This window comes from Micromonospora phaseoli (genome assembly GCF_900109115.1).
Lineage (GTDB): Bacteria > Actinomycetota > Actinomycetes > Mycobacteriales > Micromonosporaceae > Micromonospora > Micromonospora phaseoli.
This window is the reverse complement of sequence record NZ_FNYV01000012.1, coordinates 13,894-34,687: the sequence shown is the minus strand read 5'-3', so window position 1 is coordinate 34,687 and position 20,794 is coordinate 13,894. Positions and strand designations below refer to the sequence as shown.

General features: G+C 71.4%; 13 protein-coding genes. 4 read left to right on the top strand and 9 right to left on the bottom strand.

Features of this window, described 5'->3' with window-relative positions:
- The first annotated feature begins 49 nt into the window (after positions 1 to 49).
- Positions 50 to 5,554 (top strand): pullulanase-type alpha-1,6-glucosidase, encoded by a 5,505-nt coding sequence (gene pulA, locus BMY89_RS24750; protein WP_092382476.1) that lies wholly within the window; start codon positions 50 to 52, stop codon positions 5,552 to 5,554.
- A gap of 92 nt (positions 5,555 to 5,646) precedes the next feature.
- On the opposite strand, the gene BMY89_RS24745 is transcribed toward pulA, so the two are convergent.
- The 3 genes from BMY89_RS24745 to BMY89_RS24735 all read right to left on the bottom strand — a co-directional run bounded on the left by BMY89_RS24745 (position 5,647) and on the right by BMY89_RS24735 (position 11,200).
- On the bottom strand, positions 5,647 to 7,311 hold the full coding sequence (locus tag BMY89_RS24745) for a right-handed parallel beta-helix repeat-containing protein (RefSeq protein ID WP_092382475.1): 1,665 nt from the start codon (positions 7,309 to 7,311) through the stop codon (positions 5,647 to 5,649).
- Between the two features lie 348 nt (positions 7,312 to 7,659).
- The gene (locus tag BMY89_RS24740; RefSeq protein ID WP_092382474.1) at positions 7,660 to 9,378 is read right to left on the bottom strand and encodes a hypothetical protein; all 1,719 of its coding nucleotides are present in this window, start codon (positions 9,376 to 9,378) and stop codon (positions 7,660 to 7,662) included.
- Positions 9,379 to 9,718: 340 nt separating this feature from the next.
- Positions 9,719 to 11,200, bottom strand: coding sequence for an aminopeptidase P family protein (locus BMY89_RS24735; protein WP_092382473.1), 1,482 nt, complete (start codon positions 11,198 to 11,200; stop codon positions 9,719 to 9,721).
- A gap of 134 nt (positions 11,201 to 11,334) precedes the next feature.
- Here BMY89_RS24735 and asnB point away from each other — a divergent pair, with 134 nt between their 5' ends.
- On the top strand, positions 11,335 to 13,296 hold the full coding sequence (gene asnB, locus BMY89_RS24730; RefSeq protein ID WP_092382595.1) for an asparagine synthase (glutamine-hydrolyzing): 1,962 nt from the start codon (positions 11,335 to 11,337) through the stop codon (positions 13,294 to 13,296).
- Positions 13,297 to 13,355: 59 nt separating this feature from the next.
- Here asnB and BMY89_RS24725 read toward each other — a convergent pair whose 3' ends face one another.
- Complete coding sequence (locus BMY89_RS24725; protein ID WP_232521533.1) at positions 13,356 to 14,471, bottom strand: lytic polysaccharide monooxygenase auxiliary activity family 9 protein; 1,116 nt, start codon at positions 14,469 to 14,471, stop codon at positions 13,356 to 13,358.
- 398 nt (positions 14,472 to 14,869) lie between these two features.
- Here BMY89_RS24725 and BMY89_RS24720 point away from each other — a divergent pair, with 398 nt between their 5' ends.
- The gene (locus BMY89_RS24720) at positions 14,870 to 15,805 is read left to right on the top strand and encodes a carbohydrate kinase family protein (RefSeq protein ID WP_092382471.1); all 936 of its coding nucleotides are present in this window, start codon (positions 14,870 to 14,872) and stop codon (positions 15,803 to 15,805) included.
- A gap of 16 nt (positions 15,806 to 15,821) precedes the next feature.
- On the opposite strand, the gene BMY89_RS24715 is transcribed toward BMY89_RS24720, so the two are convergent.
- Together BMY89_RS24715 and BMY89_RS24710 are read right to left on the bottom strand one after the other, a co-directional pair.
- Positions 15,822 to 16,652, bottom strand: coding sequence for an MBL fold metallo-hydrolase (locus BMY89_RS24715; RefSeq protein WP_092382470.1), 831 nt, complete (start codon positions 16,650 to 16,652; stop codon positions 15,822 to 15,824).
- Positions 16,649 to 17,053: a thioesterase family protein gene (locus BMY89_RS24710; RefSeq protein WP_092382594.1), complete on the bottom strand. Its 405-nt coding sequence runs from the start codon at positions 17,051 to 17,053 to the stop codon at positions 16,649 to 16,651. Before BMY89_RS24710 ends, BMY89_RS24715 begins: the two co-directional genes overlap by 4 nt.
- A gap of 131 nt (positions 17,054 to 17,184) precedes the next feature.
- On the opposite strand from BMY89_RS24710, the gene BMY89_RS24705 reads away from it, so the two are divergent.
- Complete coding sequence (locus BMY89_RS24705; RefSeq protein WP_092382469.1) at positions 17,185 to 18,210, top strand: phosphatase PAP2 family protein; 1,026 nt, start codon at positions 17,185 to 17,187, stop codon at positions 18,208 to 18,210.
- Positions 18,211 to 18,253: 43 nt separating this feature from the next.
- Here the strand turns inward: BMY89_RS24705 and BMY89_RS24700 are convergent, their stop codons facing one another.
- Genes BMY89_RS24700 through BMY89_RS24690 form a run of 3 tightly spaced genes read right to left on the bottom strand, consistent with a single transcriptional unit; the run spans position 18,254 to position 20,636 of the window.
- Positions 18,254 to 19,771: a PH domain-containing protein gene (locus BMY89_RS24700; RefSeq protein ID WP_170147774.1), complete on the bottom strand. Its 1,518-nt coding sequence runs from the start codon at positions 19,769 to 19,771 to the stop codon at positions 18,254 to 18,256.
- Positions 19,768 to 20,307: a PH domain-containing protein gene (locus tag BMY89_RS24695; RefSeq protein WP_092382467.1), complete on the bottom strand. Its 540-nt coding sequence runs from the start codon at positions 20,305 to 20,307 to the stop codon at positions 19,768 to 19,770. The genes BMY89_RS24700 and BMY89_RS24695 overlap by 4 nt, the downstream gene beginning before the upstream one ends.
- 38 nt (positions 20,308 to 20,345) lie before the next feature.
- Positions 20,346 to 20,636, bottom strand: coding sequence for a hypothetical protein (locus tag BMY89_RS24690; RefSeq protein ID WP_092382466.1), 291 nt, complete (start codon positions 20,634 to 20,636; stop codon positions 20,346 to 20,348).
- Between the last annotated feature and the right edge of the window lie 158 nt (positions 20,637 to 20,794).

Below are 20,794 nucleotides of genomic sequence, written 5' to 3'. Positions count from 1 at the left end.
CGGCAAGGGCTAGCGTGCGGGCCAATCAGCGACCAGAGGAAGGCCGTCGATGAAACCCCCGCCGATAGCTCGCAAGGTCCTGCTCGCCCTCGTCTTCCTGCTCACCCTCACCCTGGTCGGCACGCCGATCGCGGTGCACCCCACCAGCGCCGCCGCGGCTGGTCGGTCGAGCGGCACCGGTCCGCTCAGCGTCACCGGCGCCGCCACCTGGACCAGCGAACCCTCCACCGCGGCCCTGCTCGATGCGGGAAGCAGCCGGGCACGGGCCGAACAGTTCTACTTCGTCCTGCCGGACCGGTTCGCCAACGGCGATCCGCGCAACGACCGGGGCGGCCGGACCGGCGACCGGTCACGTACCGGGTACGACCCCACGGACAAGGGGTTCTACCAGGGCGGTGACCTCAAGGGCCTGATCGACCGGCTCGACTACATCGAAGGGCTGGGCAGCACCGCCATCTGGCTCGCGCCGGTGTTCGAGAACCGCCCGGTGCAGGGCGAGGGCGACGACGTCTCCGCCGGCTACCACGGCTACTGGATCACCGACTTCACCCAGGTCGACCCACACTTCGGCAGCACCGCCGACCTGAAGAAGCTGGTCCAGCACGCCCATCGGCGTGGCATCAAGGTCTACCTCGACGTGATCGTCAACCACACCGCGGACGTCATCGGCTACGAGCAGGACCAGACCAGCTACCTCGACAAGGCGACCACGCCGTACCGCGACTCGCAGGGCCGGCCGTTCGAGGACCGCAACTACGCCGACGGCAGCCGGGGCTTTCCCACGGTGAACGCGGATTCGTTCCCGTACACCCCGACCTTCCAGACCCCGGCCGACGCGAAGGTCAAGGTCCCGTCCTGGCTGAACGACCCGACCATGTACCACAACCGTGGTGACTCCACCTTCGTCGGCGAGAACAGTGAGTACGGCGACTTCTTCGGCCTCGACGACCTGTGGACCGAACGGCCCGAGGTGGTCCGCGGCATGACCAAGATCTACGCCGACTGGGTGCGGGACACCGGCGTCGACGGCTTCCGGCTGGACACGGTCAAGCACGTCAACATGGACTTCTGGCCGCAGTTCAGCCAGGGCGTCAACCAGGCCGCGGCCCGCGCCGGCAAGAAGGACTTCTTCATGTTCGGCGAGGTCTACAGCGCCGACCCGGAGATCACCTCCGACTACGTACGCCAGGGCGGGCTGCCCGCCACCCTGGACTTCGGCTTCCAGGAGGCGGCACGCGGCTTCACCGCCAACGACGGCTCCGCCAAGGCACTGGCCGAGGTGTACGCCCGCGACGACCTGTACGCCGCCCGGGACACCCACGCCGGCCGGCTGCCCACCTTCCTCGGCAACCACGACATGGGTCGGATCGGCTCCTTCATCGCGAACGGACCCACCGATCCGGCCACCCATCTGCGCCGTGACCAGCTCGCCCACGAGCTGATGTTCCTCACCCGGGGCCAGCCGGTGATCTACTCCGGCGACGAGCAGGGCTTCACCGGCCCCGGCGGGGACAAGGACGCCCGGCAGCCGATGTTCGCCTCGCGTACGCCGGACTATCTCGACGACGACCTGCTCGGCACCGACCGTACCCACGCGGTCGACCAGTTCGACCGGACACACCCGCTCTACCGCGCCATCGCGGAGCTGGGCGGGCTGCGCCAGGCGCACCCGGCGCTGCGCGACGGGGTGCAGGTGACCCGGCACGCGGCCGACGGCCCCGGCGTCTTCGCCTTCTCCCGGTTCGACCCGGACAATCGCACCGAGTACCTGGTGGCAGTCAACAACGCCACGACCGCGCAGACTGTCACCGTGGACACCTGGACGGCCGGTGCCACCTTCACCGGCATCTACGGCGCCGCCGGCCGTCCGGTGGCCGCCGGCGACGGCAAGCTGACCCTGACCGTGCCGCCGCTGTCGGCGGTGGTGCACCGGGCCGCCAAGCCGGTCGCGCTGCCCACCGCCAAGCCGGGTATCACCCTCACCGCCCCGGCGTCCGACTCCTCGCCGGCCACCCGCGCGGAGGTGACCGCCCAGGTCACCGGCGACCCGTTGGCGACCGTCACGATGGCCGCCCGGGTCGCCGGCGGACGATGGACGCTGCTCGGCTCCGCCCACCGTGCGCCGTACACCGTGCACCACGACCTGACCGGCCTGCCCGCCGGCACGAAGGTCGAGTACAAGGCGGTGGTCCGCGACGGTCGGGGCCGGACCGCCGCCACCGGTTCCACCGCCACGGTCGGCACCCCCGAGGAGTCCGGCTCGTCCCGGGACTGGCTGGTGGTGCACTACCAGCGGCCCGACGGCGACTACACCGACTGGGGCCTCTACACCTGGGGCGACGTCGACCCGGAGTACGTCACCGAGTGGCCCCAGGGGCAGCCGTTCGCCGGCACCGACGCCTACGGGCGGTTCGCCTGGGTGAAGCTCAAGCCGGGGGCGAAGTCGGTCGGCTTCCTGGTGGTCGACGCCGACGGCAACAAGGACGTGGAGAACGACCGGACCGTCGACGTGACGCAGACCGGTGAGGTGTGGGTCAAACAGGGCGACCCGGCCACCTACCCGAGCCGGGAGGAGGCCGCGGGTGCGCCCGCGCCGCCGGTCGAGGACGGCACGGCGGTGATCCACTACCGCCGGCCCGACGGCAACTACGACGGCTGGGGCCTGCACCTGTGGGACGGCGCGGCCAGCCCCACCGACTGGGCGAACCCGATGCCGCCGACCCGGGTCGACTCCTTCGGCGCCGAGTTCCGGGTGCCGTTGGCCGAGGGCGCGGCCGGGCTGAGCTACATCATCCATTCCGGCGACGAGAAGGACCTGCCGCAGGATCAGCGGCTCGACTTTGCCGAGGCCGGCCGCGAGGTCTGGCTGCTCGCCGCGACACCGGGCCGGCTGCTGCCCTCGACCGCCACCGGCGGCGGCCGGGACACCGACGTCGGCAAGCAGAAGGCGCACTGGATCGACCGGTCCACCATCGCCTGGCGCACCGGACCCACCGACGGTCGGGCGTACGCGCTGGTGACCGCGTCCGCCGGCGGAGTGAGCGTGGTCGACGGCGAACTCGTCGGGACGTACACCTCGATGTCGTTGACCGCGCAGCGCAACGGGCTCACCGAGGCCCAGCGCGCGGCCTTCCCGCACCTGTGGGAGCACCGGGCCTTCACGCTGGACCGGCGGGACCTGGCCGGAGTGCCGGCGGCGCTGCGCGGGCAGCTGCTGGTGACCGAGCGGGCCGCCGACGGCACCCTGCTGGGCGCCACCGGCGTGCAGATTCCGGGCGTGCTCGACGACGTGTACGCCCCGGCCACCTCGGCCAGCCTCGGTGCCACGTTCACCGGTGGTGTGCCGACCCTGTCGATCTGGGCGCCCACCGCCCGGACGGTGTCGCTGCAACTGTTCGACTCGCCCACGGCGACGCCGCGCACCGTGTCGATGCGCCGTGACGACCGCACCGGCGTGTGGTCGACGCGCGGGGAGCGGTCCTGGACCGGCAGGTACTACCGCTACCAGGTGCGGGCATGGCAGCCGGCGGCGCAGCAGGTGGTCACCGCTTCGGTGACCGACCCGTACTCGGTGGCGCTGGCGACCGACTCCACGCACAGCCAGATAGTCGACCTGACCGACGAGAAGCTGGCCCCGACCGGCTGGGCCAGGCTGCGCAAGCCGGCGGCCGTGCCCTCGGCCAAGGTGCAGATCTCCGAGCTGTCGGTTCGGGACTTCTCCATCGCCGACACCACGGTCCCCGAGCAGCGGCGGGGCACCTTCCTCGCCTTCACCGACCCGGCCAGCGCCGGCATGAGGCACCTCAGGGCGATCAGCGACGCCGGGGTGACCCACCTGCACCTGCTGCCCGCGTTCGACTTCGCCACCATCCCCGAGCGGCGGGCCGACCAGCGGCAGCCGGACTGCGACCTGGCGGCCCTGCCGCCGGACTCGCAGCGGCAGCAGGAGTGCGTCGCCGCGGTGCAGGAGACCGACGGCTACAACTGGGGATACGACCCGCTGCACTACACCGTCCCCGAGGGCGGGTACGCCGTCGACCCGGAGGGCGCGCGACGCACCACCGAGTTCCGGCAGATGGTCGCCGGGGTCAACGCCGCCGGCCTGCGGGTGGTCATGGACGTGGTCTACAACCACACCTCGGCCGCCGGCACCGACCCGCGCTCGGTGCTCGACCAGATCGTCCCCGGCTACTACCACCGGTTGCTCGACGACGGCGCGGTGGCCACCTCCACCTGCTGCGCGAACACCGCGCCGGAACACGCCATGATGGGCAAGCTGGTGGTCGACTCGCTGGTCACCTGGGCGAAGGCGTACAAGGTCGACGGGTTCCGCTTCGACCTGATGGGCCACCACCCGAAGGCGAACATCCTCGCCGTCCGTAAGGCGCTGGACAAGCTGACGGTGGCCCGGGACGGTGTGGACGGCAAGCGGATCCTGCTCTACGGCGAAGGCTGGAACTTCGGCGAGGTGGCCGACGACGCCCGGTTCGTGCAGGCGACGCAGGCCAACATGGCGGGTACCGGGATCGGCACGTTCAACGACCGGCTGCGCGACGCGGTGCGTGGTGGTGGCCCGTTCGACGACAACCCCCGGCAGCAGGGCTTCGCCTCCGGGCTGTTCAGCGACCCCAACGGTGACCCGGTCAACGGCTCCGCCGCCGAACAGCGGGCCCGCCTGCTGCACCAGCACGACCTGGTCAAGGTCGGGTTGGCCGGCAACCTGCGCGGCTATCGGTTCACCGACTCGTCGGGGAGGGCGGTCACCGGCGCGCAGGTCGACTACAACGGCTCGCCGGCCGGCTACACCGACGCGCCGGGCGAGTCGATCACCTACGTCGACGCGCACGACAACGAGATCCTCTACGACGCGCTGGCGTACAAGCTGCCGCAGTCCACCTCGGCGACGGACCGGGCCCGGATGCAGGTGCTGGCCCTGAGCACGGTGGTGATGAGCCAGGGCGCCGGCTTCGTCACCACCGGCACCGAGCGGCTGCGGTCGAAGTCGCTGGACCGCAACTCGTACAACTCGGGGGACTGGTTCAACCAGATCCGCTGGGACTGCGCGCAGGGCAACGGCTTCGGCATCGGGTTGCCGCCGGCCGAGGACAACCAGGCCAAGTGGCCGTACGCGAAGCCCCTGCTGGCCGACCCGGCGCTGGTGGCGGACTGCGCGGCGGTCGAGTTGGCCGACGCCCGGTACGCCGAGCTGCTGAAGGTCCGGGCATCCTCGCCGGTGTTCGGGTTGCCCACCGGGCGGGAGGTGCAGCGGCGGGTCGCCTTCCCGTTGTCGGGCCAGGACGAGACGCCGGGGGTGCTGACCATGACCCTCGACGCCGGTGGCCTCGGCGGGGCGTGGAAGTCGGTGACGGTGGTCTTCAACGCCACCCCGCAGGTCGCCACGCAACGGGTCGCCGGGCTGCGTGGAGCCGACGTGACGCTGCATCCGGTGTTGCGTTCCTCGGCCGATCCGGTGCTGCGTACCGCCTCGTTCGCCAGGTCCAGCGGCACCTTCACCGTGCCGGGGCGCAGCGTCGCGGTCTTCGTCCAGCGCTAGGCGTACCGGCGAACCGGCCCCCTCCCGCGGCTGCGGGAGGGGGCCGGTCCTGGTTGCCTGGACGTGCGGCCGGGTGGCCGCCCGTCAGGTGATCAGCCGAAGCAGTTCGGGATCGGCGTGATGGTGCCCTCGCAGTTGGTCGGCTTGTTGGCCGTGATGGCCGACTTGTCGTCCACCTCGACGTCGGTGAGGAGGCTGAACACGCCGCCCGGCCGGAGGGTGGCGAAGTTGTACGCCACCTTGGTCTTCTCGAGGTCGATCTCGCCCCCGATGGTGAAGATGCCGCCGCCGACGCCCAGCGGGCCGACGGCCCGGTTGCCGTTGATCGTGCTGTTGCGGAAGGTGGCCTGACCGAGGAAGTTGAACACGCCGGCGCCGAAGAAACCGGCCTTGTTCTCGTCGATCTTGCTGTGCTCGACGCTGGCGATCGCGCCGAAGGCCAGGGCTAGGCCGCCGCCCACACCGACGGTGGTGTTCTTGATGACCTCGACGTGCTGCAGCTCCAGGCTGCTGTCGCCCGCCGCGGCCACGCCACCACCGGCGAGTACCGCCGTGTTGTTGGCGATCTTCGAGTGCTTGACGGTGGTGTTGCCCTCGATGTCGAGCAGACCGCCGCCGAAGCCGAGGACCTCGTTGCTGGTGATCTCGGTCTTCTCGATCCAGGCGGTGCCACCGTCGATGTCGGAGCGGAAGATGAACGCCGCGCCGTTGGCGATGCCGCCACCGCCGATGATCGCATCGTTGTTCTTCACGGTCGACGCGGCCACCCGCAGCACGCCCGCGTTGAAGATGCCACCGCCGTAGAGGAAGGCGGTGTTGTCGGCGACGGTGGTGTGGTAGAGGCTGGCCTTGCCGAAGTTGGCCAGGCCCCCTCCGACGCCACCGGCCTGGTTGGCCACGATGTGCGTCTCCTCGAACGAGGCGGTGCCGCCCGGCTGCACGAGCACGCCCGCGCCGTCGTTCGACTCCGGCTCGGCCAGCACCGAGACGTCGCCATTGGCCTGGGTGGCCTTGGCCTTGACCGCGATGCCCTTCGGCGTGGCCTGCAGCAGCGGCAGGTACGCCTGCTTCGCCTCGGCCGCCTTGGTGGCCTCGACCGAGTTGGAGAAGCGCGACCACACGGCTTCCGGAGTCTCCGCAGTTGCCGGGCTGACGGCGAAGGGTGAGGTCTGGCCACCCTTGATGGTGAGGCCCTTGACGGTGAGGTTGCCGCCGCGGCCCACGTTGAGGATCCGGAAGTCCTCGCCCGTGGCATCGCGGACGATCTTGGTGTCGTGCCCCTTGAGCACGACGCTCTCCGTGATCACCGGAAGGCCGTTGGGGCCGCTGCCGTCGCTCGTGTCGGAGCGGGTCAGCTTGTAGGTGCACCCCTTGGCCAGGTTCAGCACGCCGCCGTGGTTCTCGTTGGCGAAGATGATCGACTGAATCAGCTTGTCGGTGTCGCAGGGCACCTCCTTCCCGTGCTCCCTCTTGTCGTCGCGGCGGTCGTCCTTGTTCTCGTCGCGGCGGTCGTCCTTCTTGCCCTTGTGTTCTTCGGGGGCCACCGCGCCCTGGTCGCCGTCCTTGCTGACCTGCTGGGCGGTGGACCAGCGGAGACCGTCGGTGCCGACCGCGCCGGCGCCGGTGGAGATACCGACGGCGGCGATGCTGACCACGCCGGTGAGACCGGCGACGCCGCTGGCGATCCAGAACTTGCGACGCCGCTTCGGCGCCACCTCCGGCTCCGCGGCGTTGTTCTTAGCTTGGTAGTTGGACATCGGAGCTCTCTGCCCTCTCGTCGTACCAGACAGGGTCGTCACGCACCAGGCGAGCGTCCCCTGCTACAAATCGGTTGTAGCTCCCAGAAACACCGTATGAGAATGTTCCTCGCCTCAAGGCGTTATCCGAAATAACCCCACATTGGGTACGCACCCGGTCAGTGGCCCCAGGTCCGCGCTGACGGGTACGCGGCGGCGGCTTCCGCCCGTACCCGCTCTGACCTGCGCTGACGTCTCCTGCTTGGCGGTAAGCGGGCACACGGGCGGGGCTCCTCCGCGTCGCCGAGCGGCGCGGAGGAGCCCCTCTATGTGGTGGTGCTGTCCTGTCGTTCACTCGCCCGACCGGCGTCAGCCGAAGCAGCGGTCCGGGACGACCGGACTGCCGACGCAGTTGGTCGGGCGGTTGCCGGTGACCGCTGACTTCCGGTCGATCTCCACCTGCTCGTTGTCGGTGTAGATGCCACCCGGTGCCGCGGTGGCGACGTTGTCGGCCACCGTGGTCCGGGTCAGCGTGGTCACGCCGCCGGCGTTGGCGATGCCGGCACCGCGTGCCGCCGCGCCCACCGCCTGGTTCGCCCGCAGCTCGGAGTCCCGCAAGGTCACCGACGCTTCGTCGTTGACCAGGCCGCCGCCGAAGTCACCGGCGACGTTCTCCTTGATGGCGCTGTTGGTGATGATGGCGGTGGAGCCGTCGGCGACCCCGACACCGCCGGCGTCGTCGGCGGCGTAGTTCCGGGCCACCAGCACGTGTTCCAGGCTCACCCGGGCGTCGGTGATGGCGACCAGGCCGCCGCCGTCGAGGCTGGTGGTGTTGTCGGTGACCTGGCTCTGGGCGAGGGTGGTGTCCCCACCGATGAGGAGGACGCCGCCGCCGAGCCGCCCGGTCCGGTTGTGGCTGATCGTGCTCTTCCAGACCCAGACCGTGCCACCCGTGCCGGCGAAGCCGTTGGGCGTCGAACCGTTGGAGATGCCGCCGCCACCCGTGCCCGAGGTGTTGTAAACGATCTTCGATTCCTCGACCCGCAGGATGCCGGCGTTGAACACGCCTCCGCCGAAACCGCCGGCGCTGTTCTGCTCCACCGTGCTGCTGCGGATGGTGGTGGTGCCGAAGTTTGCGATGCCGCCGCCGTTGCGGGTCGCCTGGTTCTGCACGATCCGGCTGTGCTCCAGGTCGGCGGTGCCGCCCCGCTGTACCAGGATCCCGCCACCGTCGACACCGTCGGCGGCGATGCTGGGCGGTGCGGCCTCCACCGCGGCGGTCGCGGCCGGCGTGGCCGCCGGCTTCGAGGCGGCACTGGCGCCTCCCGGTGCCGGCCGCGCCGCTGCCGCGGGCTTCGCGGCTGCCGCCTTGGGCGCGTCCTTGGCGGGCTTCGCGGCCTTGGTGGTCTCGGCTCGGGTCGGCTTCGCGGCGGCGAGATCCAGGGCTGCGACCGGCGGTGCGGCCATCATGCCGGAGGTCGTCTGACCGCCCTTGACCGTCACGCCCTTCAGCGTCAGGTGGCCGCCCCGACCGACGTTGAGGATGCGGAACCGCTCGACGTTCGCGGCCCGGAAGATGCTGCTGTCGTCCCCCTTCAACGTGATCGGCTTGGTGATCACCGGAAGCCCGTTGCCGTCCTCGCTGCGGGTCAGCTCGTACGTGCAGTGCTTGGCCAACGCGAGTACGCCGCCGTGGTTCTGGTTGGCGTGGACGATCGCCTGGATCAGCTTGTCGGTGTCGCAGGGCACCTGATGCGCCCTGTCCTTGTCGCCGCCGTCCTTGCGGCCGGCATGCTCGCCGGCGCGCTCGCCGGCCCACTCGCCCTCGGCCTCGCCGGCCTCGGCCGCGTCGGGCTTTCCGCCGTCGCTGACGTTCTGCCGGGCGTTGGACTGCGCGTCCGTCCGGCCGGAGTTGTCGGCCGGGTCGTCCCGGGCGGCCACCCCGCCCAGGGCGGCCAGACCGACCACGCCGGTCAGGCCCGCGACACCGGCGGTCAGCCACAGTTTTCGTCGTCGGAGCCCCGGCGATGCCGGGGGCGGTGGAGCCGGGGGCGGCCCACCGTAGGAAGTGGTCACGTCATCGGACATCAGAGCCTTCCGCCCTTTCCTGCTACCAGACTGGATCGCACCGCACGAACCGGTGCGAGCAGCTACAAACGGGTTGCAGCCCTCTGATGACCACCGTATGAGAATGTTCCTCGCGAGAAGGATTTATCCGAATAAAGCCCGCGTTGCCCACCGATCGGGCGTCAGGACGTCATCTCGCGGCGCCGGGCCGAAAGCGGGTGAGCAGGGCCAACGCTGATCCCCAGGACGAAAGAGGGCGGGTCCCCCGCTGGGAGCGACAGCATCGTCGCCTCCCAGCGGGGAACCCGCCCGGTGTTCGTGTCGTCCAGGGGCCGTGTCGCCCAGGGCCCAGGGGCCCAGGTCAGCCAGGCAGCCGCGGCCCGGCCTCGCGCTGCTCGGCCAGCCAGGTCTCCACCTCGTCGGCCCGGCGCGGCAGGCCCGCCGACAGGTTCACCGCCCCTGCGGTGGTGACCAGCACGTCGTCCTCGATCCGGATGCCGATGCCGCGCAGCTCCTCGGGGACCAGCTCGTCCTCCGGCTGGAAGTACAGCCCCGGTTCGACGGTGAGCACGTACCCCTCGCCCAGCTCTCCGTCGCGGTAGGTCTCCCGGCGGGCGTTCGAGCAGTCGTGCACGTCGATGCCGAGCATGTGCCCGAAGCCGTGCAGCGTCCAGCGGCGGTAGACCGTCGACTTCTCGTCCATCGCCTCGTCCACGCTCACCGGCAGCAGACCCAGGTCGGCGAGCCCTTCGGCGAGCACCCGCATGCAGGTCAGGTGCACGTCGCGGAACTTCACGCCCGGCTTGATGACGTCGATACCGGCCTGCTGTGAGGCGTACACGACGTCGTAGACCTGGCGCTGCAACGGGGTGAACCGCCCGTCGACCGGCAACACCCGGGTCACGTCCGCGGTGTAGAGGTGGCGTCCCTCCACGCCCATGTCCATCAGCAGCAGCTCACCCGGCCGGGTGACGCCGTGATTGTGCACCCAGTGCAGGATCGTGGCGTGCTCGCCGGCACCCACGATCGAGCCGTAGCCGACGTCGTTGCCGTCGTGCCGCGCGCGCAGCGCGAAGATCCCCTCCAACAGCCGCTCCGAGACACCCCGGTCGGCCGGCAACACCCGGGCCACGTCCTCGAATCCGCGCACCGTGGCGTCGACCGCGTCCTGGAGTTGGGCGATCTCCCACTCGTCCTTCACCAGCTTCAGCTCCGAGACGGCGATCGCCAGCTCGCGGTCGCGGGCCGGCTGGCCCTCCTCGCGGGGCCCGTCCCAGGGCCGGACGGCCGCGTCCACCCGGGCGTCGAACCCGCGCAGCACCCGGGTACGCCCGGGAGCCAGGTCGGCCAACGCCGTCTCCAACTCGGTCAGGTCCGCCGTGGGCAGACCCAACTCGGTCGACTTCTCCGGCAGGGTGTGCCGCCGCCCCACCCACAGCTCGCCGTGGCGGCTGCGGAAGAACTCGTCGGTCTCCCGCGACGAGCGGGGCCGCATGTACAGGGTGGCGTCGTGCCCCGAGCCGGTGGGCCGCAGCACCAGGACGCTGTCCGGGTCGTAGTCCCCGGTCAGGTACGCGAAGTCGCTGCCCGGGCGGAACCGGTACTCGGTGTCGTTGGCGCGCACCTTCTCCCCGCCGGTGGGGATCACCAGCGTCTCGCCCGGGAAGGCCGCCGAGAGGGCGGCCCGGCGCTTGGCGTAGTTCGGCACCTCCGGTCGCGGTCCGACCGGCAGGGTGCTGTCCCGCCAGCCCTGCCGCATGAAAGACAGGAACGCCGGTGGGAAGTCCGGGTCGTGTGACTCGGTGCCGTCGGCCGGCTTTCCGTCGGCGCGTTCCTCGGTCATGGCCCCGCTCCCTTCGCCTCATTGCTGATCCCGACGGTACCGCGAAGCGGCCTCGGGTCGAGCCGGCGGTTACCGCCGCGATGAGGCCGGCAGTGCCGCGACGCCCGATCCGGACGCGTGGAAAGATGACGACCATGTGCGGACTCCTGGCTTTCTTCAGTGCGCGCGGTGATGCCGCCGCCCACCGCGACAACATCGCCGGGGCGTTGGAATGCCTGCACCATCGCGGCCCGGACGAGACCGGCGTCGAGGTGGTCGGGGACGCCTCCGGCCGGTACGCGGACGGGGTGTTCGCCCACAAGCGGTTGGCGATCATCGACGTGGCGCTCAGCCACGAGCCGCTGCCGTACGCCGGCGGTCGCTACCTGCTCACCTTCAACGGCGAGATCTACAACTACATCGAGCTGCGCGAGGAGCTGATCCGCGAGCACGGGGCCCGGTTCGCCACAAACGGTGACGGCGAGGTGATCGTCGCCGGCTACCACTACTGGGGCGAGCAGGTGCTCACCCGGCTGCGCGGCATGTTCGCCTTCGTCATCTGGGACCGCCAGGAGCGCCGGGCGTTCGGCGCGCGCGACTACTACGGCATCAAGCCGCTGCACTACCTGGAGACCGCCGACGGGCTCTACCTCGCCTCGGAGAAGAAGGCCCTGCTGCCCTTCGCGCAGTCCGCCTACGCCGGGGACGCCGGAGTCGACACCGCGAACCTCAGCCACTACCTGACCCTGCAGTACGTCCCCGAGCCGGGCACCCTGCACAAGGGGATCAGCCGGATCGGGTCGGGGGAGTACCTCACCTGGACGCCGGGCGGGCGGATCGAGGTGCGGCGCTGGTACCGCCCTGTGTTCCGGCCGGCTCCGGTCTCCGACGAGCAGAAGCTCTACCACGAGATCCGGGAGACGCTGCGCGAGAGCGTACGCATGCACATGCGCTCCGACGTGCCGGTCGGGTCCTTCCTGTCCAGCGGGATCGACTCCACCGCGGTGGTGGCGCTGGCCCGCGAGTTCAACCCGAACATCCTGACCTTCACCGTCGGCTACGACGTGCCGGGATACTCGGAGATCGACGTCGCCCAGGAGTCGGCCCGGCACCTCGACGTGACCACCATCCCGACCAAGATCGGGCCGCAGGACATGATCGACGCGCTGCCGAAGATCGTCTGGCACCTGGACGACCCGGTCGCCGACCCGGCGCTGGTGCCGCTCTACTTCGTCGCCAAGAAGGCCGCCGAGCACGTCACCGTGGTGCTCTCCGGTGAGGGCGCCGACGAGTTCTTCGGCGGGTACACGATCTACCGTGAGCCGCTCTCGCTCAGCGGAGTCAACGGGCTGCCCGGCGGGGTCCAGAAGGGCCTGCGGGCGGTGTCCAAGGCGATCCCGCAGGGGGTCAAGGGCAAGAGCTTCCTGGAACGCGGCACCACCCCGATCGAGGAGCGCTACTACGGCAACGCGCGGATGTTCACCGAGGAGGAGAAGCAGCACCTGCTGCGCCGCTACGACCCCTCGGTGCGCTACACCGACGTGACCGCACCGATCTACGCCGAGTGCACCGAACTGGACGACGTCACCAGGATGCAGTACATCGACCTGTACACCTGGCTGCGCGGCGACATCCTGGTCAAGGCCGACCGGATCTCCATGGCGCACTCGCTGGAGGTGCGGGTGCCCTTCCTCGACCGTGACGTGTTCGAGGTGGCGGCGAAGATCCCGGTCGAGCTGAAGCTGCCGCCGCGCTCCGACGCCACCAAGTACGCCATGCGCCAGGCGTTGCAGGGCGTGGTACCGCCGGCCATCGTCAACCGTAAGAAGCTCGGCTTCCCGACCCCGACCCGGGTCTGGCTGCGCGGTGAGATGTACGAGTGGGCCCGGCACGTGCTGACCACCTCCGGCGCGGGCGACCTGCTCGACCTGTCGTACGCGCTGCGCCTGCTGGAGGAGCACAAGCGCGAGGAGTTCGACCACTCCCGCAAGGTGTGGACGGTGCTGATCTTCTGCATCTGGCACGCCATCTTCGTGGCGAAGACCCTCGACCCGGGCATCCAGCGCAACCAGTCCGCCCTGCTCACCAAGCCCGTCGTAGGTTCCATGGTGCGCTGACGGACGAGCGGACAAGCAGAAGGGGGCCCCGCGTGGGGCCCCCTTCGTGGTGCTGGTGGTCAGCTACTGGCGCAGGTGACCGTGGGCGTTGCGTTGGTGCCGCTGGCCAGGAAGCCGAACGTCGTACTGCTGTTGGCTCCGACGGTGCCGTTGTACGACACGTTGCGGGCCGTCACCGACGAACCGGACGTGGTCTGCGTCGCGTTCCACACCTGGCTGATCTGCTGACCACTGGGCCAGCTCCAACTCGCGGTCCAGCCGTTCAACGGCGTGCTGCCGGAGTTCCTGATCTCGACCTCGGCCTGGAATCCACCGGACCAGCTGCTGGTCACCCGGAGGGCGGCCGTGCAGCCCGCGTTCCCCGGCGGCGGGGTGGTGGGGTTCGGCGGCGGGGTGGTCGGGTTCGGCGGCGGGGTGGTGGGGTTCGGCGGCGGCGTGGTGGGGTTCGGCGGCGGGGTGGTACCGCCCGAGCCGATGCCGGTCACCTCGCCGTTACCGCCGTCGAAGGTCACGTCGGAGCAGCCGAAGAAGTTCTCCTGGCTGTCCGAGCGGACCCACCGGGAGTAGATGATGTGCCGGCCGCTCTTGTTCGACGGCAGGTTGCCGGTGAAGTAGTAGTGGCCGTCGTTGGTGCCGACCGCGCCGCGCTGCGGCGGGTTGGTCACCGTCAGGAACGGCTGCGCCTCCAGGTCGCTCCAGGCCAGCGCCCGGGTCGGGCTCCAGCTGTCCCTGGTCACGTAGAAGTAGAACGTGCCCGGGTGGTGGGCCCAGTTGCTGTACTTGAACTCGATCGACCGGCCCGCGGTCAGGTGGGTCAACGGCCAGTCGTTGCGGGCCAGGTCGTACCCGCGGAAGCCGGTGGCGCCACCGCTGCACAGCTGGCCGTCCGGGATGAAGCCGGTGGTCCGACCATTAGCGTCCGAGCGCAGCACGCTGAACCAGTTGTAGAGCGAGTTGGTGCCGCTCTGGGCGACCGCGGCCGAACAGGCCGGGTTCTGCGGCCGGATCTCCCCGGTGGGGGAGAGGCCGTCCTTCCAGCAGAGGAAGGTACGGCTGCCCGGCGTCATCGCCGCGCCGTGCGCGGCGGCCGGGTCGGGGTTGGCGGTCAACGCGACCGCGCCCGCGACGAGGGTGACGGCCGCGGTGAGCAGCGCGGCCAGACGAGGACGGTGCACGGGTTCTCCTGACTCGCAGGGCACATCGTGTGGGTGTGCCCCGCCGATATGCGCGAGGTGGCGAGAATGGCCGCCTCGCTGCTGAGGGCGAATGCGACGGTGCGGCGACATGCGGACGGGGACGGATGGCCCGACCGGCACGGTGCCGCCAGCGATTTGACGACGCGTGTGAATGCCCTCGCGTGATGTGAACCCGGCGCCGGTGGCGCGCAGCCCCGCACCACCCGGCATCACCATCCCAGCATGTCAGGCGCGTCGACGCAATAGCTATCTCTCGATGCGTCTGGTCGGCCCCGGCGTCGGGTCGGCCTCGGCCCGCCAATACGGTGGCTTCCACGCCCCGGCCCGTACCGCTGTGCCAGCCTGGGCAACACGGACGCCGACGGAAGGACCTGACGATGGGATACGCGGTGGTGCTCGGCGAGGCGCTCGTCGACCTGCTGGACACCGAGTGTGCCGGTGCGCCGGTCTACCGGCAGGCAATCGGTGGTGGCCCGCTGAACGTCGCCGTCGGGATCGCCCGGCTCGGTGGGGCGGTGCAGTTCGTCGGGTCGCTCGGTGACGACGTGCTGGCCGACCGGATCCGCGCCTTTCTCACCGCCGAGCAGGTGGGGTTGGCCGGGGTGGTGACCGCGGCGGCACCGACGACGTTGGCTGTGGCGACCTTCGCCGGGGCGGAGCCGGACTTCCGCTTCTACGGCGATCCGCCCTCCTACTCACTGCTCAACCCCGACCAGGTCGACGTGTCGTTGGTCGATGACGCGGACGTGGTCTACTGCGGCTCGATCGTGCTGCTGGCGCCGGTAACCTTGGCCGCCGCCCGGAGGGCCTGGTCCCTGACGCGTGGCCTGCGGGTCTTCGATCCCAACGTCCGCCCCCGGCTGCTGGACGGCCCGCAGGCGCTGGCCGAGCTGCGTGCGGTGGTCGCCGAGTTCGCCGCCGGGGCGCACCTGGTGAAGCTCAGCACCGCCGATGCGGAGCTGCTCTACCCCGGTGAGCCGGTCGAGTCGGTGGCGGCGTACCTACGGGAGCTGGGCGCGGCCACCGTCGTGGTCACCCTGGGCGCCGCCGGTGCGCTGGTCGCCGCCGCCGGAGCCGATCCGGTACGCGTACCGGCCCCGACGGTCGACGCGGTCGACGCCACCGGCGCGGGCGACTCGGTGATGGCGGCGCTCGTCGCCGACCTGCTGACCGGCGGTGAGCCGCTGGAACCGGCCGGCTGGACCGACCGGGTCGCCTTCGCCTTGCGGGTCGCCGGGCTGGTCTGTGAGCGCCCCGGCGGTGCGGTTGCCATGCCCACCCGCGCCGAGGTGCTCCAGCGCTTCAGCGGCTGACGACCACGGCATCCGCTCAGGCGGTGCCGTCCAGTTCGGCGAAGCCGCGACGGGCGGCGGCGAGTGCGTGGCGGGCCGGGAACGGGGCGTCCGCGGCGACCCGCTCCGGTGGGGCGCTGGCGGTGTGCCCGGCCCGGATCAGCCAGGCCAGCTCGACCAGTTGGCCGTGCTGCGCCCGGACGAACTCCGCGTCGACCGGCTCACCGTGCCCGGGTACCACCACGGTCGCCGGAGTGGTCCACCGCAGCAGCTCGGCGAGCGCGTCGGGCCACTGCAACGGAAAGGAATCCTCGAACGCCGGCGGGCCGGCCTGCTCGACCAGATCACCGGCGACCAGCAGGTCGGCGTCGGGAATCTGCACCACGAGATCGGCGTCGGTGTGGCCCCGGCCCGGGTGGCGCAGCACCACCCGCCGGCCACCGACGTCGAGGGTGGCCTCGCTGTGCACGGTGTGGGTGGGTGCGAGCAGGGCGGTCTCGGCCAGCTCGGCGGCGAGTTCCGGATGACCGTCGTGCAGCTCCGCGTACGCCTCCCGGCGTAGCCGGTCGGGCTCGTCGCGGATCGCTGCGGCGGCCAGCTCGTGCGCCCAGATCGGGCGGGGCGGGTCACCGGCGAGCGTGGCGTTGCCGAAGCAGTGGTCGAAATGGTGGTGGGTGTTCACCAGTGTCAGCGGATCGCCGGTGACCGCGCGCACGGCGGTGGCCAGCTCGGCGGCCTGTCCGGCGGTGGAGAGCGTGTCGACCAGCAGCGCCGCGCCGTCGCCCAGCACCAGTGTGACGTTGACCGCGAGCAGCGGCTCGCGCAGCACGAGCACCCGGTCGGCGACCTCGACGAAACGGGCGGTCATGACGGCTGGCCGGCACGTTCGACGAACCGGTGCCGGTCGACCAGGACCCGCTCCACCCGGCCCTCGGCCACGGTCTGCCCGCCCTCGGTGACGGTGATCTCGAACACCAGCCGGCGCCGGTCGACGGTGGTCAACCGGGCCTGTGCCGCGACCGTCCGGCCGACCGGCGTGGCGGCCCGGTGGTCCAGCTCGACCCGGCTGCCCACGGTCGTCGCCCCGGCGGGCAGGTGCTGGGCGGTCGCCGCCACGGTCGCCGCCTCGGCCAGCGCGACCACCCGAGGCGTGCCGAGCACCGGTACGTCGCCGGAGCCGACCGCCTGGGCGGTGTCGGCGTCGGTGACGGTCAACTCGACCCGGGCGGTCAAACCCGGCGTCAGGGCACGATCCGGCTGCTCCTGCATGGCCACAGCGTAGGTGCTCGGATCGGGTCGGGGTACGCGGGCCGTGTTAAGAAGGGGCCCTTCCTATACGCGAGGCGTTAAGAAGGGGCCCTTCCTTCCATGGTCCTGATGCGCCGTTAACCTTGTCCGCGATGTCTGCCATGACCGACCCCCAGCCCCCGGCCCCGACCGAGCCGACCGCCACACCCGACGGCGGTCGTCGTCGGGTGATCGCCATGTCGGTGTGGGGTGTCGCCTTCGTCGCGGGTTGGCTCGTCATCGGCCTGCCCACCGACCCGGTCTACGCGTTCTTCTGGATCTGGGCCGGCACCATCGCCTGGAACTCCGCGCGGCCGTGGCGCAGCCACCTGCGCTTCGCCCGGGACTGGGTGCCGGTGGTGCTGCTGCTGGTCGCCTACAACCTCTCCCGTGGCTTCGCCTACCACGACGGAACGGTCCCGCACGCCTACGAGCTGATCCTCGCGGACCGGCTGATGTTCGGCTGGGCGATGGACGGCCAGGTGCCCACGGTCTGGCTCCAGCAGCACCTCTACCACCCCGAGGTGCGGTGGTGGGACGTCCTCGTCAGCTGGGTGTACTTCTCGCACTTCGTGGCCGCGCTGGCCGCCGCCGCGGTGCTCTGGATGCGCGAGCGCAGCCGGTGGGCGGCGTTCATGCGGCGGTGGGCGTTCCTCTGCGCCACCGGCCTGGTCACCTACTTCCTGTACCCGGCCGCGCCGCCGTGGTGGGCGGCGCAGAACGGCCTGATCGAGGAGGTCGCGCGGATCTCCACCCGGGGCTGGAAGGCGTTCGGCATGCACGGCGCCGGCAACCTGCTCAACGCCGGGCAGTTGGCCTCGAACCCGGTGGCCGCGATGCCGTCACTGCACACCGCCTTCGCGCTCTTCGTGGTGCTGTTCTTCCTGCGCGGCGTCCGGCGCCGCTGGTGGCCGTTGCTGCTGGCGTACCCGCTGGCGATGACCTTCACGTTGGTCTACAGCGGCGAGCACTACGTGATCGACGTGTTGGTCGGCTGGGCGTACGTCGGGATGGCCTTCCTCGTCGTCGGCCGTGCCGAACGCTGGTGGGCCCGACGAAAGGCCCGCCCCACCCCCACCGACCCGCCCGCTGCCGAAAAGCCCCCCGCCAAGCCCTCCGCCGTCCCCGCGCCGCGCTGATCCCCCGCCGGACCGCTCCCGCCCGACCCCCGCGTCACGCCGGCTAGGAGTTGCGGCGGGCGATCTGGGAGCGGGTGGTCAACTCTGCTGCCAGCGCCCAGGCGTCCGCGATGTCCCGGTCCACCGCTGCCGCGCCGGAGCCGCCAGCGGTGTCGGCGTGCACGGTCGCCAGCCCGAGCAGGCGCTGCACCGGCCCCTGCACCACCCGCACGCTCTGGAACCGGGCGTACGGCACGATCGTCAGCCGGCGGGTGAGCAGTCCGGAGCGTACGACGAAGACCTGCTCGGTCAGGCCGGCGCCGAGAACCTGGCGGCTCAGCGGGTTGACCCAGCGGGCCCGGGTCGGCGGTGGGCTCAGCGGCAGCGACGACAGCGCGACCCCCGGTAGCACCTCGGCGACGATCGCCTCGCCGGTCGGCTGGTCACCGACGGGGAGCAGCCGATCCGGCCGGTTGCGTCCGTCGAGCTCGCCCGCGGAGTAGCCGGCCACCTCCAGGCGCAGCCGGAGCCAGCCCTTGAACCGCCAGAGCAGCGGCCAGGTCACCCCGACGGTCTGTACCCGGTGCAGCGGTACGGTCTGCACTCTGGTCTCCAGCAGGCCGTTGCGGATCCGCAGCCGGTCGTCGTCGCGGGCCAGCTGGAACCGCCAGTCGTCGAGGACCCGGCGGACGGGTTGCAGCAGTACGCCCGCCATCGCGGTGAGCGTGCTCGCCACCGCGATGAAGGACCAGGAACCCTCCGACAGGAACTGCGTCGCCACGAAGGCCACACCGAACGGCAGCAGGAACGCCTGTGGAGTCAGCAGCTGGCTGATCAGCAGGTCCCGGTTGCGTACCGCGTGTAGCGGGCGGCCGGCCGGCGCGGACGTCTCGGCTCCGGCCGGTACCGGCTGCTGCGCCTGCGCGCCGCCGGCCGCTGCGGCGGCGGTGGGACGGCCGGCCAGGGCCAGCAGGCGCTGCCGCAGGGCCGCCGCCTCGGCGACACTGAGGAAGGCCAGCGGCGCCTCGGTCTTGCCGCCGCCGACCACCTCCAGTCGCAGCTCCGCCAGGCCGGTGAGCTGGGCGAGCAGCGGCCGGACCACCTCGACGGCCTGGAGCCGTTCCAGCGGGATCGCCCGGGTGCGTCGCCACAGCAGCCCCTCGTGGATGCGCAGCTCCCGGCCGACGACCTGGTATCCGGTGTTGTACCAACTGACCACGGCCAGCACGCTCGCGCCGAGGGCGAGCACGACCACCATCGCCACGAACCAGCCGAACCCGACCCGGGACAGCGTCGACCAGGACAGCCCGGCGATGACCACCACCAGGGACTTCGCGCCGTGCAGGGCGGGGCTCAACGGGTGCAGCCGCTGCCGCGTCGTCATGTCGTCCGGCGGCGGTCCGGCCCAGCCGCCGGGTGGGTACGGCGGCAACGGCGGTGGTGCGTTCCCGGGGGCAGGCGGCACGTCACCGAGGGCGGGTGGAGTCTCGCCGGGGGCGGGTGGTGCGTCCCCGGGTGCGGGCCGGATGTCGCCGGGGGCGGGCGGAGTGTGTTCCGGGCCCGGGGCGGCCGGGCCGCTCAAAGCCCTTCCGCCCGGTCCTCGCCGAGCGCGGTGAGGCGGTCACGCAGCCGGGACGCCTCCGCCGGCCGCAGGCCGGGAACCCGGGCGTCGCTCGCCGCGGCGGCGGTGTGCAGCTGCACGGTGGCCAGGTTGAACGCCCGCTCCAGCGGCCCCGCGCTGACGTCGACGAACTGCATCCGGGAGTACGGGACGATCGACAGCCGGCGGACCAGCAGTCCGTGCCGGACCAGCAGGTCGTCCTCACGTTCGGCGTAGCCCCAGGCGCGTACCGCCCGGACGATGGTCACCGCCCGCCAGACGGCGAACAGCAGGACGGCGGCGAGCGCCACGCCGAACGGCCACGAGTCGGTGAGCGCCCAGCCGACGCCGAGCACGGTCGAGACGACGGCCACCCCGGCGACCAGGCGCAGCAGCTCCACCCAGATCAGGTCTGTCGAGATCGACTGCCACCGGACGGTGTCCGGCCACGGTTCGAGCGGGCTGGTCGGCACGGCCGACGGTGTCGGCGGCGGGCCGCCGGGTGCGTCATCGCTCACCGGGCCGGCTTCCGTTCGCGCCTGCGGGGCTCGCAAGCTCACTCCTCGCGCTCACCGGGCCGGCTTTCCGTTCGCGACTGCGGTTCCGTTGTAGGCGTCCACTCTTCGAGCGTAGGCGATTCGGCCAGCGGGGCGACCTCACGCAGGAAGCTGCGCGCGGCGAGGAAGTCGCCGAGGGTCGAGCGGTGCGTTTCGCAGGCGAGCCACGTCTTGCGCCGCTCGGGCGGGTGCAGGCGGGGATTGTTCCAGCGCAGTGACCAGACGGCCGGGGCACGACACCCGCGGGCCGAACAGATCGGGGCCTCGGCGATGGTGTCAGGTGCGTTCATCCCGGCCAGTCTATGGCGACGGGGAAAAGTGAGCGCCGGGCGGCCACGGGGGAAGCCGCCCGGCGACGGATGAATGGTACACACGCGGGGGCCGCTTCTGTCCACTGGTGATCGGCGATTCGCCGGTCCCGGGACGGCGTGGCGGAATTCGGTCGCTC